General features: G+C 39.7%; 15 protein-coding genes and 1 other RNA gene. 8 read left to right on the forward strand and 8 right to left on the reverse strand.

Annotation, left to right across the window (positions count from 1 at the left end; genetic code table 11):
• The first annotated feature begins 70 nt into the window (after positions 1-70).
• The 3 genes from lspA (at position 71) to D7Z94_RS11150 (ending at position 1,720) form a co-directional block, all read left to right on the forward strand.
• Positions 71-559, forward strand: a complete 489-nt coding sequence (lspA, locus tag D7Z94_RS11140; RefSeq protein ID WP_120711623.1) for a signal peptidase II — start codon at positions 71-73, stop codon at positions 557-559.
• Positions 560-633: 74 nt separating this feature from the next.
• The gene (locus D7Z94_RS11145; RefSeq protein WP_120711624.1) at positions 634-990 is read left to right on the forward strand and encodes a four helix bundle protein; all 357 of its coding nucleotides are present in this window, start codon (positions 634-636) and stop codon (positions 988-990) included.
• 25 nt (positions 991-1,015) lie between these two features.
• Positions 1,016-1,720, forward strand: coding sequence for an RluA family pseudouridine synthase (locus tag D7Z94_RS11150; RefSeq protein WP_120711625.1), 705 nt, complete (start codon positions 1,016-1,018; stop codon positions 1,718-1,720).
• Between the two features lie 60 nt (positions 1,721-1,780).
• Here D7Z94_RS11150 and D7Z94_RS11155 read toward each other — a convergent pair whose 3' ends face one another.
• A complete protein-coding gene (locus D7Z94_RS11155) occupies positions 1,781-2,590 on the reverse strand; it encodes a DMT family transporter (protein ID WP_120711626.1) in 810 nt (269 codons plus the stop codon).
• A gap of 57 nt (positions 2,591-2,647) precedes the next feature.
• A complete protein-coding gene (locus tag D7Z94_RS11160) occupies positions 2,648-4,192 on the reverse strand; it encodes a hypothetical protein (protein ID WP_120711627.1) in 1,545 nt (514 codons plus the stop codon).
• 147 nt (positions 4,193-4,339) lie between these two features.
• Here D7Z94_RS11160 and D7Z94_RS11165 point away from each other — a divergent pair, with 147 nt between their 5' ends.
• From D7Z94_RS11165 to pheT, 3 genes are all read left to right on the forward strand, one after another.
• Entirely contained in the window at positions 4,340-5,512 is a 1,173-nt protein-coding gene (locus D7Z94_RS11165; RefSeq protein WP_120711628.1) for a 2-isopropylmalate synthase, read from the forward strand.
• 1 nt (position 5,513) lies between these two features.
• On the forward strand, positions 5,514-6,632 hold the full coding sequence (leuB, locus tag D7Z94_RS11170; RefSeq protein WP_120711629.1) for a 3-isopropylmalate dehydrogenase: 1,119 nt from the start codon (positions 5,514-5,516) through the stop codon (positions 6,630-6,632).
• Positions 6,633-6,805: 173 nt separating this feature from the next.
• Positions 6,806-9,214 (forward strand): phenylalanine--tRNA ligase subunit beta, encoded by a 2,409-nt coding sequence (gene pheT / locus D7Z94_RS11175; RefSeq protein ID WP_120711630.1) that lies wholly within the window; start codon positions 6,806-6,808, stop codon positions 9,212-9,214.
• 3 nt (positions 9,215-9,217) lie between these two features.
• Here the strand turns inward: pheT and D7Z94_RS11180 are convergent, their stop codons facing one another.
• Entirely contained in the window at positions 9,218-9,787 is a 570-nt protein-coding gene (locus tag D7Z94_RS11180) for a fasciclin domain-containing protein (RefSeq protein ID WP_120711631.1), read from the reverse strand.
• Positions 9,788-9,990: 203 nt separating this feature from the next.
• Here D7Z94_RS11180 and D7Z94_RS11185 point away from each other — a divergent pair, with 203 nt between their 5' ends.
• Positions 9,991-10,710, forward strand: coding sequence for a hypothetical protein (locus D7Z94_RS11185; RefSeq protein ID WP_120712031.1), 720 nt, complete (start codon positions 9,991-9,993; stop codon positions 10,708-10,710).
• 65 nt (positions 10,711-10,775) lie between these two features.
• Here D7Z94_RS11185 and D7Z94_RS11190 read toward each other — a convergent pair whose 3' ends face one another.
• Positions 10,776-11,921 (reverse strand): hypothetical protein, encoded by a 1,146-nt coding sequence (locus tag D7Z94_RS11190; protein ID WP_120711632.1) that lies wholly within the window; start codon positions 11,919-11,921, stop codon positions 10,776-10,778.
• Between the two features lie 26 nt (positions 11,922-11,947).
• Positions 11,948-13,576, reverse strand: a complete 1,629-nt coding sequence (locus D7Z94_RS11195) for an ABC-F family ATP-binding cassette domain-containing protein (RefSeq protein WP_120711633.1) — start codon at positions 13,574-13,576, stop codon at positions 11,948-11,950.
• 181 nt (positions 13,577-13,757) lie between these two features.
• Between D7Z94_RS11195 and D7Z94_RS11200 the strand changes: the two genes are divergently transcribed.
• Positions 13,758-15,143 (forward strand): transaldolase, encoded by a 1,386-nt coding sequence (locus tag D7Z94_RS11200; protein WP_120711634.1) that lies wholly within the window; start codon positions 13,758-13,760, stop codon positions 15,141-15,143.
• 64 nt (positions 15,144-15,207) lie between these two features.
• On the opposite strand, the gene fsa is transcribed toward D7Z94_RS11200, so the two are convergent.
• The 3 genes from fsa to ffs form a co-directional block, all read right to left on the reverse strand.
• The gene (fsa, locus tag D7Z94_RS11205) at positions 15,208-15,861 is read right to left on the reverse strand and encodes a fructose-6-phosphate aldolase (protein ID WP_120711635.1); all 654 of its coding nucleotides are present in this window, start codon (positions 15,859-15,861) and stop codon (positions 15,208-15,210) included.
• Between the two features lie 64 nt (positions 15,862-15,925).
• Positions 15,926-16,735 carry an SDR family oxidoreductase gene (locus D7Z94_RS11210; protein ID WP_120711636.1) on the reverse strand — a complete coding sequence of 270 codons (810 nt, stop codon included), beginning with the start codon at positions 16,733-16,735 and terminating at the stop codon, positions 15,926-15,928.
• Positions 16,736-16,869: 134 nt separating this feature from the next.
• Positions 16,870-16,968, reverse strand: an RNA gene (gene ffs / locus D7Z94_RS11215) — signal recognition particle sRNA small type.
• Between the last annotated feature and the right edge of the window lie 173 nt (positions 16,969-17,141).

Here is a 17,141-nt window from a genome sequence, read left to right on the forward strand (position 1 = left end):
AGTATCAGCTAAAAAAATCATATGAAATCAATGATTTTTAGTTATTGGAAAATGCATCCAACAGAAGATTATGTATAAAAAAATCGGGATATTGGTTTTGGTGTTGTTGAATATTGGTTGTGATCAACTTTCAAAGGATATTGTCCGGAAAAATGTTGCTCCCATGGATTATATCCAGGTCGTAAGGGAAAATCTTATCCTAACCAATGTGGAAAACACTGGGGCCATGTTGGGATTTGGTCAAAACCTATCCCCTATTCCAAAGCTAATATTCCTTCAAATTCTCCCCGTATCGGTTTTGCTGATTTTATTGTTTCGCGTCCTTCAAAAATCAAATTTGAACAAGTGGCTTATCATTGCATTTGCCTTTGTCATAGGTGGGGGCATTGGTAATCTGATAGATCGTATCGTCTATGGTTCCGTGACCGATTTTTTTCAAATTAAAATTGGAATCCTGCGAACGGGGATTTTTAATATGGCGGATGTGTCGGTCACCATTGGGGTTTTGCTGATTCTTTTTCTTTCAATCGGGAATAAAAAAAGAGTTCTAGAATTATAAAGATTATTGGAAGGTTGGATAAATGGAATTATAGGAAGAAGCAGTTTTAGTCATTGAATATTAGACTTTTCATTATGGCACATAGATTTAAAAATCTCGAAATATGGAAGCTTAGTAGACTATTCTGCTCAAGCATATATGAGTTGACGAGCACTTTCCCAGATTCAGAGAAATTTGGGTTGACCAATCAACTTCGAAGGGCTTCCGTCTCCATTGCCTCAAATATTGCCGAGGGTTCATCTAGAAAATCGAACAAGGATTTCAACCGATTCTTGGAAATAGCAGTTGGTTCAATGTATGAAATAGAAACCCAATTACTTATAGCATCCGATTTGGGCTTTATACATCAAAAGGAATTGGACATATTTTTAGGGAAACTTGAATCCATAGTGAAAATGACTTCTAAATTCAAGGTTACCCTTTCCAAATAAAACAATCAAAAATCCAATATTCCAATTGTCAAAAAATCAAAACCATCAAAAATCCACCCCCCAAAACCTTCAAGTACTCTATGAGGACAATCATATCATTGTAATCAATAAAAGACCAGGGGATATTGTTCAGGGCGATAAAACAGGGGATGTGCCGCTAAGTGAAATCGTAAAACTTTATATCAAAAAAAAATATGACAAGCCCGGCAATGTCTATCTTGGAGTAGCCCATAGGTTGGATAGGCCCACGTCAGGTATCGTGGTCTTTGCAAGAACCTCAAAAGCTTTATCCAGACTGAACAAAATCTTTGCTGAAAAAGAAGCAAAAAAGACCTATTGGGCCATCGTTAAGAACCAACCAAAAAAGAAAGAGGCTATTTTAACCCATTGGCTAAAACGTAACCCGAAACAGAACAAATCATACGCCTATGAACACGAAATTAAGGATAGTAAAAAGGCAATCTTGGAGTACAAAACCATCAAAGAACTAAATAATTACCATCTCTTGGAAATCGATTTGAAAACGGGCCGACATCATCAAATTCGGGCGCAACTGGCAGCTATTGAAAGTCCCATAAAAGGAGATTTAAAATATGGTTTTAATCGCAGCAATACCAATGGCAGCATACATCTCCATGCCAGACAACTTTCTTTTATCCATCCTGTAAGTAAGGAAATAGTAGAGTTCCTTGCGCCCCCACCTTCAGATTCCATTTGGAATGTCTGTTGATATTTCCCTGTATGTAAGGATGAATTCAAAAACCATGGCCACAGGGCTAATTAACTGACCTTACCGATATGAACGTATACTTTCTATAATTACCGAAATTAAAATCATTGTCCCACCCAATACTGTAGTCCAAGTAGGAATCTCGGAAAGGAACAAGGCCCCAATAATAATTCCATAAACCGGTTGAATACAACTTAGTATACTTACGGTAGTAATTGAAAAATGTTTGAACGTATTGATAAACATTGTATGCCCTAAAGCGGTGGTAATAACGATTAAGCCAACCAGTCCCTGCCATTGGTACTTTACCTCTACAAGGTCATACATAAAATATACCGGAAATAACAAAACGGTGATGATGACCAATTGATAGGTCATTAAAACAGATCCATTATATCTATCTACTTTGGCCTTTAAAATTAGGTTGCGAACGGCATAGCAGAATGCCGAAAACACCCCAAAACCAATGGCAATGGTATGGCCATTATCGAAACTGAAATTGGGTGCCAAAAAATAAATCCCAAAAAGTACCAAAACAGCCAATAATAGATGTACGGCCTGAAATTTGGTCTTTAGAAAAAAGGGTTCCAAAAAAGCGGTAATTACTGGATAGGTAAATAGGGACAACATACCAATGGCCACGTTGGAAAGTTGTAATGCCTTAAAATAAGAGAGCCAGTGGATACACATCAAAAACCCACTTAAAAGTATAGGGAAAACATCCCGTCGCCGCAATTGAAATGATATACCGCGCCATTTACAATAGATAAACAATAGGAGAAAGGCTAAAGCGGCCCGTAATCCAATGGTTAAGGGAACAGGTAGGTCTATAAACTTCCCAAACGGACCGGAAGTTCCCAATAATAACATCGATATATTTATCTCAATAAAATTACGGGTACTAATAGTAGTTTTTGTATCCAAATGCTAACGTGTAAGTTTCATAGCTTTTTCACGGATAATTTCCGCTACAGGCTTGTTCTGCAAATGGCTTTCTAGCCAAGAAATAATGTCCAAATACAAAAATGCTCTTTTTTCGTAGGGATGATCCTCATATTTTTTCAATTGGGTATGTAACTTTTGAAATTCGCCTCGAAGTTCATGGGGATAGATATTTCCTAAGTTCCTCAAAAATTTAATCATTTCCTTTTGTACGGCGTGCAGATCGTTCATCTTCAACAAAAACTTATAGGTGCTTTTTAACTGCACCTCCAAATGGTAATCCATTCCAGCCTCGTAATGCGCTACCAAACTCAATACCCGAGCAAAACACATTAAATCCTCCCTCATTTTTAAACTCTTGTTGTTAATAATCTTCTTCAAATATTGGATGCACATTTTATTGTCGCCAACACCGAAATAAAGGGAGGCAATCTTATAATATAAAATCATGATATGGTGGGCATCTATACGTTGTTTGTGTTTGTTGATACCGTATTCGATTATCTTTACCAGATACAATCCTTTTTCAAAAGTCCCCTCTAAAAAATGTAGATTCAGTTTATTGGCATTGAGGTAAAGAAAAGCTAAAGACGAAATATTATCATTTTTTGGAAAATCATTGGTTTTTACTATTTGCTCCAGCTTTTCAAGTGTTTGTTTAAATTGAGAACTGTATTTAACATAAAACAAAGATTCTAACAAATAATGATTTCCTTTCAAAAAAAACACGGGATTCAGGTTGATCATGTCCGGCCGTTCATAGAAAAGGTCTACCCATTTGCTGGCATATTTATAGGAGGACAAGAAATCCTGAACCAAAAAACTGTACCACAAGTGCGCCTTGTACAACCATAACTTTTCCCGAAACCCCAAATCCTCCAAGTTGTATTTGGGCAATTGCCGCTCAAAATATCGCTTAACCCTGGTATAGTCTTCGTCGCTGCGCACATAGCCTAACTTCAACATCAATCCATAAAGTTGTAAGGATAGATTACTCAGCTTGCTGGTCATTACATTTTGTGCAGAGAGTTCTTTGGCCTGCACCGCCAATTCATCTGCCCTATCCGGAATACTTCTAGTGATATACTGGGTCTCGATGATTTTTTCCAACTCAACGATCTCGTAAGCAATATTCTTTTCCTCATTTTCGATTGCTGTGGCCTTGGCCTTGTCCAAAATTTTAAGGCTTTGTTTATAAAGTCCTTTTTGATAAAGTATGGTGGCAAAATCCAACTGTTCCCGAATTTGGACCCGAACATTTTGGTTAACCGGGTTTAATCGTAAACTCACTAAAATTTGTCGATACAAGTGTGCTTTTAAATTGGACAACTGCGCCTTTTTTACAATACCACTGGACAAAATGGTTCTTTCATCATAGGCCCTGATTTTATCCAAAAGATTAAAAAGTGCCAAAAACTTGGCGTCCGTATTCACTCCCAGCCGGCCTACATATAGCTTGAATTGCCTTTTCTCGGATTTTGAAAGCGATTTTACCAGTACGAACAACGCATCTTTATGCTCACTTGTCATCGTAAAAAAATGTATTTAAATAATTGTTAATCAGATTTTTAAAAAACCGAAAAAGTGGATAAACGTTGTAAATGTTATTCTAAATTTTAGGTCGTTTGTCCTATTGGTCATATATTCGTATAGGCTAGTCAAAACTAAGTAAAGATAATGAGTAAAGATAAAGTACAAATTTTTGATACCACACTTCGAGATGGCGAACAGGTACCCGGTTGTAAATTGGATACGGAACAGAAACTCGTTATAGCGGAACGGTTAGATCAACTTGGTGTGGATATCATCGAAGCGGGCTTTCCTATATCAAGCCCGGGCGACTTTAGCTCTGTTACTCAAATTGCCCAAGTAGTGAAAAATGCCACCGTGTGCGGACTTACCAGAGCAGTGAAAAAGGATATAGAAGTTGCTGCAGAGGCTTTAAAACCGGCAAAGACACCAAGAATACATACAGGAATAGGCACTTCCGACTCCCATATAAAACATAAATTCAATTCCAATAGGGATGCCATAATTGAAAGGGCGGTCCAAGCAGTCAGTTATGCCAAGACCTTTGTTGAGGATGTGGAATTTTATGCCGAGGATGCAGGGAGAACGGAGAACGAGTTTTTGGCAAGGGTCTGTGAAGCCGTTGTCAAGGCCGGTGCCACTGTTTTGAATATCCCTGACACCACGGGCTATTGTTTGCCCGAAGAGTACGGTGCAAAAATGAAATATCTAAAAGAAAATGTGAAAGGCATTCATAAAGCGACGCTCTCTTGCCACTGCCATAATGATCTAGGGTTGGCTACGGCCAATTCCATATCCGGGGTAATTAACGGTGCACGTCAGATAGAATGTACGATAAACGGCATCGGAGAACGTGCCGGTAATACTTCCTTGGAAGAAGTAGTGATGATTCTTAGACAACATCCCTACCTTGGTCTGGATACCAATATCAATAGCCGACTACTTTACGATACCAGTCAAATGGTTTCCCAAAAGATGGGAATGATGGTACAGCCCAACAAGGCCATTGTTGGTGCCAACGCCTTTGCACATAGCTCTGGAATACACCAAGATGGGGTTATCAAAAACCGCGAGACCTATGAGATAATAGATCCTGAAGATGTAGGGGTTACGGAATCTTCTATAGTCCTTACGGCAAGAAGTGGAAGGGCAGCTTTGGCGTATCGCGCAAAAAAAGTGGGTTACGAACTTACCAAGACCCAACTGGATGGTGTATACGAGGAATTTCTAAAATTCGCAGACCGGAAAAAAGAGGTTCTTGATGAAGATATTCATGAAATTATTGAAGCCAGCAATCTAAACACCGAAAGTCTTACATAAAATGCGATTAAAAATCGCCCTTTTGGGAGGAGACGGAATAGGCCCCGAAGTATTGGCCCAAGCCGTGAAATGCCTTAGCGCCGTCCATGAAACTTTTGGTCATGATTTCCTTTTTACAAGTGCTTTGATGGGGGCTGTAGCTATTGAGAAGACCGGAAAACCTCTTCCAGAAAACACTTTGGAACTCTGTACCAAATCGGATGCTGTCCTGTTCGGTGCTATTGGGACACCTCATTTTGATAATGATCCTAAAGCCAAGGTCCGTCCCGAACAAGGCCTTTTAAATCTTAGAAAAACTTTGGGACTTTTTGCCAATATAAGGCCTGTAAAAGCTTTCCCCGCAATGCTGAAACAATCACCATTAAAAAAGGAAATTGTCAAGGGCGCTGATCTGGTCATTTACCGCGAGCTTACCGGGGGAATTTATTTTGGAAAAAAACAGCTAAGCCAAAATGGCACTTTTGCTTCGGATATTTGTGAATATTCCGAGTCGGAAATAAGTCGTATCGCTCATATGGCATTCAAAGCAGCAAAAAAACGTAAGGGAAAATTAACCTTGGTGGATAAAGCCAATGTTCTGGAAACATCACGTTTATGGAGAAGGGTAGTAACCGAGATTTCGGAAAGTTATCCGGAAATAGAAATGGATTGTATGTATGTGGACAACGCGGCGGTACAGATTATGCTAAATCCCAAATTGTTCGATGTAATCTTAACAGATAATATGTTCGGAGATATGCTTTCCGACCTAGGGAGTGTAATTATTGGTTCTGTTGGGTTGCTACCATCGGCATCAATTGGTGACAATAATGCTATGTTCGAACCCATACACGGTTCTTATCCCCAGGCAAAGGGCAAAAATATTGCAAACCCTGTTGCATCAATCCTGAGCACGGCAATGCTTTTGCAGCACTTTGGTTTGTTCGAAGAATCCAATGCAGTAGTAGCGGCAGTGCTTAAATCTTTCCAAAAGAATATTGTTACCCCTGATATCATGGGAAGTAGTAAATACGGTACCGACTATGTTGGCGATTTTATTGCGGAAAACATAGTTGATCAAGATCAAGATTTCAATATGAATGATGAAAACATAGGTTTAGGTAAATCCACCATTATCTAATTCGCATTCTAAGTTTTAATTTCTTATCAATCCCCTTGGTTTTTCCGGAACATAAAATTGATGAAACGCGTATTGCGTTGCTGTCCTTCCTACACCGAATAGAACAATTCACTGGAATCTATATTGAATGTCTTGGTGCATTGTTTTATCTTTACTCGCTCTAACGCCAACTGATGAATATCTCTTACAACTGGTTGAAACAATTCCTCAAATTAGATTGGACACCAAAACAGACCGCTGAACTTTTAACCGACCTAGGTCTCGAAGTGGAAGGCATTGCTTCTTTTGAGTCTGTAAAAGGTAGCTTAAAAGGCTTTGTTGTTGGCCATGTACTTAGCTGTGAAAAACATCCCAATGCGGACAGACTCAAATTGACAACAGTGGATATTGGGCTCGACCAGCCTCTACAAATAGTCTGTGGAGCGCAAAATGTGGCAAAAGGTCAAAATGTTCCGGTGGCTACCATAGGTACTACACTTTATGCGGAAGATGGTGATTCCTGGACTATAAAAAAAGGTAAAATACGGGGAGAGGAAAGTCAGGGTATGATATGTGCGGAAGACGAGTTGGGACTTGGCGACAATCATGATGGTATTTTGGTACTTAGTAGTAGTTTAAAACCCGGAACCCCTTGTTCCGAAGTTTTTGAGATAGAAAATGATGAAGTCTTTGAAATAGGGTTGACCCCGAACCGTGCGGATGCTATGAGCCATTATGGAGTGGCAAGGGATTTAAAGGCTGGTCTTACGGAAAGGGAGGTACAATTGGAGTTGATTACACCCCCGGTAAGCCACTTTAATGTGGACAACCGATCGCTTAAAATAGACATAGTTGTAGAAAATCCGGAGCTGGCGCCACGTTATTGTGGCATTACGCTAAGTAATCTCATCGTACAGTCCTCCCCAACATGGTTGAAAAACAGATTGAGGGCTATAGGCCTCAAGCCTATAAATAACATAGTGGATGCCACCAACTACGTACTACACGAGTTGGGACAGCCCCTACACGCATTTGATGCCAATCGCATCCATGGTAAAAAGGTTATTGTTAAGACTTTACCTAAGGGTACAAAGTTTACAACCTTGGATGGAGAGGAAAGGGAATTGCATGAAGAGGATCTGATGATATGCGATATGGAAAAACCCATGTGCATCGCTGGGGTTTTTGGAGGAATTTATTCAGGTGTCACAGAGGACACCACATCGATCTTTTTGGAAAGTGCTTATTTTAATCCGGTCTCTATCAGAAAATCGGCAAAAAGGCATGGTTTAAATACGGATGCTTCCTTTCGTTTTGAACGTGGAATTGATATAGAAAATGTGGAATACGCCTTAAGGCGTGCCGCTATCCTGATTAAAGAATTAGCTGGAGGTGATATTACATCCGATGTCACAGATCTTTACCCGAAGAAAAAAGAAGATTATCAGGTTTTCTTAGCTTTTGACAAAATCAATGGTCTTATTGGGCAGGAAATCCCGAAGGACTCCATAAAATCCATTCTTGCTTCTCTGGAAATAAAGGTCATGAATGTGACCGAAACAGGTTTAGGTGTAGTGATACCTTCGTACCGCGTAGACGTACAGCGTGAAGTTGATGTTATTGAGGAAATCTTGAGGATATATGGCTACAACAATATAACCTTTGGAAAAAAGTTGAATGCATCCATCGCCCCCACCTCAAAATTTGAAGATTATAAAATTCAGAATACTATTGGGGACTTATTGGCCTCTCAAGGTTTTTTTGAGATCCTTACCAATAGCCTTAGCTCACCGGAATATGAAACGACCAAGGAGACAGTGGCCCTCTTGAACCCATTGAGTTCCGATCTATCCGTTCTACGGAAAAATATGGTCTACAACGGATTGGAGGTGATATCCCACAATCTGAACAGAAAAAGACAAGACCTGAAACTATATGAATTCGGGAAAACGTATTATAAAACGGGAGCTTTATATAACGAACCTAAACATTTGTCTCTGTTCATAACAGGAAATAGGAATCAAGATAACTGGATTACATCCGCCAAAAAAACAGATTTCTTTTATCTAAAGTCTATCGTGGAAAATGTTTTGACACGGCTTAAAATCCAGGGGCTGATTTCTACCCCGTCGGAAAATGATTTCATTTCGGAAGGCGTCTCACTAAAAAAGCAGGAAAAGGAAGTTGCGGTTTTAGGAATTCTTAAGACATCCATTCTAAAACCATTTGATATAAAACAGGAAGTTCTTTATGCGGATTTCAATTGGGACAACGTCCTATCATTTGTGAAAAAAGGGAGGATAAGTCATCAGGAAGTTCCCAAATATCCTGAGGTAAAGCGCGATTTCGCCTTGTTATTGGATAAGAAAGTAACTTTTGACCAAATTTATCAGCTAGGGCTAAAAACGGAAAAAAGGTTAATTAAAAATATAACGCTCTTTGATGTTTATACCGGTAAAAAACTAGCTGATGGTAAAAAATCGTATGCGGTCAGTTTTATGTTACAAGATGAAAAAGGCACGTTAACGGATAAGCAAATAGATAAAATTATGGCCAAGTTACAGCGTACCTATGAGACCGAGCTCGGTGCCGAGCTCCGTTGACCATCACATTTGGTGCGGTACGATAACACTGTCTATTTCATGAATAACACCATTGCATTGGTTGGCATCCGCGGTTGTAATCTTTGCAGAATTGCCGAAGTCGTCCGTTAGCACAATATCAATTCCTTCCATCGTTACCACTACCTCCTTACCCTGAACCGTGGTAAACGTAGCGCGCCCATTGCCCCTGCACATTGCCCTAAGAATTTGGGAAGTTGTAAATTTTCCGGCAATGATATGATACGTAAGCAAGGCCTTCAAATCTTCCTTGTTCTCAGAATCCAAAAGATGGAGGGCTTTTCTTAATGAAAACTCCTCAAAAGCTTTATCGGAGGGTGCGAATACCGTAAAAGGACCATCGTAACCCAAGGTTTCCTCCAAATCAGCCGCTTTGATCACAGCTGAAAGTGTCCTATGGTTTTTAGAGTTTTCGGTATTACTGATTATGGACTTTTCGGGGTCCATTTTGGAAAGCAGTGCCGCAGAATTCGTAGAAGTAATATTTCCTTGTGCCAAAGAAATTATGGGAAAGAGCAAGAAAAAGAGTAATATAGAGGGAACCAAATATTTCATAGGTCAAGGTATTTTGGGGCTATAATGTCATGTATTGAGAAACCACAACGTTTCCTCTACAATATATCAAAATCACAAGGTTTTTCCGTTCATGAAAACCTCATCTTCTATAAATTAACATAATTTTAACAAATCGATTTTCTCATGCAAAATTTTTCAAATAGGAAATGTTTAAATTTGAGACAATTGCTAAAAGAAAAAGAATGTTATTGAAAAGAACCAACATCGAGGAACGGCTTGGCAAAACCCTAAAAAATGCCACGGATTCCCAAAAAATCTTAGACGAGGTCTTTCGGATACTCGAGAAGGACCAACAAAGTACGGAGCGGATACAGCTAAGCTTATCCGGTGGTAAATCCAATATTATAAATCATTTCGATTTCGATTTGCTGGATACCCATAAAATTTACCACCTAGCGCAAATCAAGCAAATTTGTATCGACTACCGCTTGCGTTTTCTGGACTCAAAGTATTTCAAGGGCGAAATCCCCAATGAAGTGGTTGCCAAGATCAAAAAATTGGAAAAGGAGCACGGAATTGAAATTAAAGGGTACAAAATCATTGCCCCTTCGAAGCTTTTTAAATTGGCGGACAAGGACGACCCCCTGCTTTTGGTGCCCATAGGAAACAACTACTTTTACTTGATCCATAAATGGGGAAACGATCTACACCCCTTTAGGAAGTCACTTATGTGGCCATTTAAAAGTATTTTAAATCTTACCGCCCTTATTTTGGTTGCCAGTTATTTGGTAACCTTCTTGGTTCCCAATGGATTGTTTTCAAAGTCTAGTTCCAGCGCCGAATTTTGGATTATCTACTTTTTTATGTTCAAATCCATTGCAGCCGTTGTAATTTTTTACGGGTTCGCCTTAGGGAAGAACTTCAATCCGGCGATATGGAACAGTAAGTATTTTAATGCCTAGTTTTTGTTGAAAGAAGTACTAAAAATGCCCCTATTTAGGGGCATTTTCTTTTATATCTTAAGACTCTATTCTACGAATATTTGGATGGGTATTCCGTCCAGGTCTAAATTATCAATAAATTCCGGATTGGGTAAAGGTTTAATCCTTAGAAGGCCGCCTTTACTGTCACCCGAGGATTTCTTATACCCAATCAAAATTAACTCATTCTCCTCATCGTAACTTACCATGGAGGTACTTTCTATTTCAAATTCTACATTGCGCTGTGCTTCCGTCAAGAAATTTTCAAAGGCGTAAAGTACCGCCAGATTTTCATTAAAATCGTAAACTGCCGGAATTAAAGGGTAAATACTATTAGATTCTGATAGCATTTGGTAGTACATTTTTCCAGTGTTATCAAAATAATCAAAATCGGATTCCGTGAAATTGGGTTCTGTATCCTCCCCATATTGGGTATACTCAAATGACATGGTTGCACTATCCAATGTAGTATGCAATTCGTCATAACTTATAATAATATCCTTTTCCGGGGTTTTGAAAATACGGCGAACATCAAAGCCCAAGTCCATTTCATATATTAACAAATTGGTACTTGTATCCATGACGGATAGGCTATATTCATCGGTTATCTCCTCATCTAGGGTAAGTATAAACAACCGATTGTTCGCAATAACCATTTGTACCGGTTTTTTGTCTAGCTCAACATCCATAAATTCGGATTCCTCCGAATTCAAATCCCAGAACCGAACAAAATAAGTCGTCGCTTTGGAAGTGACCTCTAATTGGTAGGCCACAAAAAAAGTGTCTTCCGAACGAGCAATGGCATTGGCCGTAAGGTTGCAATCCCCCAAGTCCGAGAATACCTCCATTTCCTGTGATAGGTCTTCTTTGAAATCATAGGCCATAATTCTACCACTACAAGGAGTTTTTTTCTGATATAGGGCCATTAAAACTCCATCCGTATAGGTTAGCTGTGGAAATGTAATATCTGGGAAAGGGCTTTCCGAAGGGTTTAATGTTATCACCTCTGCCCCCGCATTCAATAAAGAACTTGTAAGCATTTCTTCTTTTTGAAGAAGTAGGGTGTAGTCTGCTTTTGTCTCTGGAGGATTGGGAGAGTTGTCCCCATCCAAAGCTCCTCCGTCTTCTGATTTGCTGCAGCCAAAAACGACCCAGCATGCCAATAGCACGTAAAAAATCTTGTAGGTCTTCATGATGTAGGAATTTGGGATGTACAAAACTAGACCGGAACCGCGTACATCTTTTCTCGCTGCTCCCGTATGGTCTTGTCCGACATATATTCATCAAACGTCAAATATCTGTCAATGTTGCCTTTAGGGGTCAATTCTATAACCCTATTGGCCACTGTTTGGGCAAATTCATGGTCATGGGTAGTAAAAATTACCGTTCCCTTAAAATTTTTGAGAGAATTATTGAACGTGGTAATACTTTCCAAGTCCAAATGATTGGTGGGTTCGTCCAAAAGTAGAACGTTGGCCCGGAGCATCATCATCCTACTGAGCATACACCTTACTTTTTCGCCTCCGGACAGCACCGTGCATTTCTTTAGGGCCTCTTCCCCACCGAATAACATTTTTCCTAAAAATCCGCGGATATACACTTCTTCCCGCTCCTCTTCGGTCTTGGCCCATTGCCGTAACCAATCTACTAAATTGATGTCTTCTTGGAAGTATTCCGAATTATCCGCCGGCAGATAGGATTGTGTAGTAGTAATACCCCATTGATATGTGCCATTTTGGGCCTTTCTCTTCCCGTTCAGGATTTCGTAAAACGCAGTGGTAGCCCTGGAGTCCTTTGAAATCAGTGCCACTTTATCTTGTTTGTCCAAGTTGATATTAACTTTCTCAAAAAGTATTTCGCCATCCTCCGAAGAGGCCTCCAAATCGTTAATATTCACTATCTGGTCACCCGCCTCACGTTCCCTTTCAAAAATAATGGCGGGGTACCTTCTACTAGAGGGTTTTATATCTTCTACCTTAAGCTTTGAAAGCATTTTTTTTCGGGAAGTAGCCTGCTTGCTCTTGGCTACATTGGCACTAAACCGCGCAATGAACTCCTGTAGCTCCTTGGCCTTTTCCTCCGCTTTTTTATTTTGTTGCGCTCGTTGGCGAGCGGCCAATTGACTACTTTCATACCAAAAGGTGTAATTCCCGGAATACAAGTTTATTTTGCCAAAATCTATATCTGCAATATGGGTACAAACCGCATCCAAAAAATGACGGTCATGGGATACCACGATGACCGTATTTTCGTAATCCGCCAAAAAGTTTTCCAGCCATTGTATGGTATCGTAGTCCAAATCATTGGTAGGTTCGTCCATAATCAATACATCGGGACTACCAAAGAGGGCCTGCGCCAAAAGGACGCGCACCTTTAATTTAGAATCCATTTCGGCCATTGTGGTGTAATGCAATTCTTCGGAGATTCCCAGATTGGACAACAAGGCGGCCGCATCGCTATCGGCGTTCCATCCGTTCATTTCTTCAAATTGAACCTGTAGTTCCCCTATTTTATCCGCATTTTCATCCGTATAGTTGGCGTATAGGGCATCTATTTCCTGTTTTATGGCAAAAAGGGGCTTATTGCCCATAACTACAGCTTCCAAAACGGTAAACTCATCATAGGCGTTATGGTCCTGCTCCAAAATGGACATACGCTTGCCAGGTTCCAATTGTACATGTCCGGATGTGGGCTCGCTTTGATTTGAGAGTATTCTAAGAAATGTGGATTTCCCTGCCCCATTGGCCCCAATGATCCCATAACAGTTTCCCTGTGTAAAGGCCACATTCACCTCATCGAACAATACTCTTTTTCCAAACTGCACCGATAAATTTGATACGGATAACATAAGTTGCTTTTAAAAAATTTTGTGCAAAAATAAAGAAATTAATGGGTCTGGGGCCAATCATCTTTTTAAACCTGTCGTTTATTGATGACCTTAACGCAACTGTCTAATTTTTAACTCGCTATTAACAGCCTTGCGCATACCGGTTTATTAATTTTGTTCGTTGCACAATAGATACTTTTATATGCATAAACATTTACTTTATCTATTTCTTTTCTTATTGGTGGGTTGCAGTGTGACCGAAAAAAAATCGGACAACGTCTTTTTTGCCGGAGAAGTTGTAAACCCTACAAGCAAATACATTATTCTCTACAAGGGCGAAAATCTTATCGATTCAGCTCAATTGGATGCAAATAATAGATTTTCCCTTCAACTGGACTCCCCTGAGAACGGTCTATATCATTTTAAACATAGTCCTGAATTTCAATATGTTTATTTGGAGAGGGGAGATAGTCTATTGATACGACTCAACACCATGGATTTTGATGAGTCCTTAGTATTTTCAGGTTCCGGTAGCGAAATCAACAACTTCCTTCTGGAGCTTTTTTTAGCCCGTGAGGCCGAGGAGTCCATGATTTATGCAATGTATAGATTGGCCCCCAAGGATTTCAATAAAAGAATCGACTCCTTAAAACAGTCAAAACTGGACGAATTGGAAATTTTGGTAGAGGAATCGGAATTATCCAAAAAGGAAAGAGAGATTGCAGAGGCCAGCATTGTTTATAACTATTATACCTACAAGGAGAAGTATCCTTTTAAGCATAAATCATATACAGGCAACAAAGTTGTTGACGAACTTCCTTCCAATTTCTATGATTATAGGAAAACTGTCACTTATCAAAACAAGGATTTTACATATTTAAGGCCTTACTACAACTTTATGATCAACCATTTTGGGAATCGCTCCTATATGAGCTGCTCCAAAAAATGTGGCATAAAAAACGATGTGGTCAAAAATCATTTGCATTTTAATATGCACAAACTTAACCTCATTGATAGCCTGGTAAAGGAGAAAGATCTAAAGGATAATTTATTTCGAAACGTGGCTTTTGACTACCTTTTACAAATACATGATACTGAAGAAAATAATGAAATTTTCATCAAGGAATTTCATAAACTTTCTGGGAATAACAAACATATTTCGGAAATCGACGAACTGTATAAAGGCATACTCAACATACAGCCGGATAAGGAGATTCCTAATATTAATGTTTTAAATGGTGAGGGAGAAAGGATTTCCCTGAAGGAAATTGCCAAAGATACCAAGACCGTCTTCTATTTTTGGTCCGGAACCGATAAAAGACATTTCGACAATATTACGCGCAGGGCGGACTACTTGTCCTCAAAAATGCCCGAGTATAGGTTTGTAGGTATAAATCTAAAAACAGATGATCTCAAGTGGAAGATCATGATAGAAACCAAAGATTTGGATAAGGAGAACCAATATAGGGCCGAGAATTTTGAGGAAGCCACAAAAGCCCTGGTCATCTATCCAATGAACAAGTGTATTATAACGGAAGATGCCAAAATTGTAGACGCCTTTTCCAACATGTATGCCTCCTCCTTCTAAAAATAAAAAACCTTTGGAAACCAAAATTCCCAAAGGTTTTATCAGATTTCCTTTTTGACCTATCTCAATTTCCTTTTTTGTAATCAGCTAGAAATTTTTCCAGACCACTATCGGTTAACGGATGCTTTAAAAGCCCTTCTATGGAGGATAAAGGTCCGGTCATAACATCCGCCCCAAGTTTGGCACAATCTATAACATGCATCGTATGCCGTACGGAGGCCGCTAAGATTTGTGTCTCAAAGCCATAATTGTCATAGATGTGACGGATTTCAGCAATCAAGTTGAGCCCATCCGTAGAAATATCATCCAATCTACCTATAAAAGGGGAAACATAGGTGGCTCCGGCCTTTGCGGCCAAGAGAGCTTGCCCCGGGGAGAAAACCAAAGTACAATTGGTACGTATGCCCTTATCCGAAAAATATTTCAATGCCTTTACGCCATCTCGTATCATCGGGACTTTTACAACAATCTGCTCATGTAGTTCGGCAAGCTCCTCGCCTTCCTTTATAATACTGTCAAAATCCGTAGAAATAACTTCAGCGGAAACATCGCCATCTACTATGGTACAAATGTCCACATAGTGCTTCAAGATATTGTTGCGTCCGGTTATGCCCTCCTTTGCCATCAGGGACGGATTTGTGGTTACACCATCCAAAACCCCTAATTCCTGGGCTTCCCGTATTTGGTCCAAGTTGGCCGTGTCTATAAAAAATTTCATTTGCGTCCTCGTTTTAGGGTTATAAAAATACCTTTTGAAATATTAAAATTATCAGAGGTTAAAATTACAACTTATAATGGTTAAGTAGCAACTTCTCGTATACTTTATCCGGTAATAATTTCTTCAGTATCAGGGAAAATTTTTGCATAAAAGAACCCACCTTATAATGCACTTTTGGCTTCTCTTTTTTAATAATTTCCCACACTTTTTGTGCAACTTCCATCGGGTTGCCTCCCTGCTCCACTCCTTCGTTCATCAACGTAAGGGTACGACTATAGGCCTCCTCGTAAGGTGAATTCTCCAATACAGGTGCATGATAACGGCCCGAAGCAATGTTCGTGGCATAGTCCCCAGGGGCCAAACTGGTGATTTTCACGCCAAAACCCCTCGTTTCCATACGCATCGCCTCCATTACAAGTTCCAGGGCTCCTTTTGTGGCTGAATAGACTCCTCTATAAGGAAGTCCCATGTAACCAGCTATAGAAGTAATATTTAGGATTAGTCCCGATTTCTGTCTCCGCATTTGGGGCAATACCGCCTTGGCCATATGTAAAGGACCGTTAAAATTGGTGTCAAATGCCTTTAGAATCTCTTCATGCGGTGTCTCCTCAACTGATCCGGTAATGCCTATCCCGGCATTATTCACCAAAATATCCAAACGTCCTTCCTTTTCAATAAGTGCTTTGAGGGCAACTTCAATGCTTTTTGGATCACGGACATCCAACTCCAGTAAATTAAAAGCCTTAAAATCCGGATACTTTTCCAAATTTCTTGTAGTACCATATACCTTTAATCCCTTTGATACCAAGTACGACCCTATTGATTTTCCGATACCAGATGAGCCCCCTGTTATAAGGACAATTTTTTGCTCCATAATAGTTGCAAATTAACAAATAAATATAGGGACCATGCAAGGAACTCAGGTTCGGTTATTGAAGCCAATCCTAAAATGAGTATCATGCTCGAAAAATCAAATGGGAAGCTAGCGACCTAAATTCAGCGCATAAAAAAAGGCAAGCTACCTACATCGCACCGCTACGACCGTATACCCTTGCTGCGTTCCCACCCTGGGGGATTCTACAGGAGCTGGTCGTGTAGGACTTGCCTAGCTGCAAATATACAACCTTTTAAACCTTTGCCAATTGTTTTATGCTCTTAAATTATTGGCCTAAATTGACCGGAATTCTAGGTTTGCTATTATTTTTGTCTAAATAAATCGAATATAAACAATGGGGTAACGGACATGAAACAATACATCGCTTTAATGTGATTACTGTTCC

Origin of the sequence: Ulvibacterium marinum, assembly GCF_003626755.1 — a bacterium.
Classification (GTDB): Bacteria; Bacteroidota; Bacteroidia; order Flavobacteriales; family Flavobacteriaceae; genus Ulvibacterium; species Ulvibacterium marinum.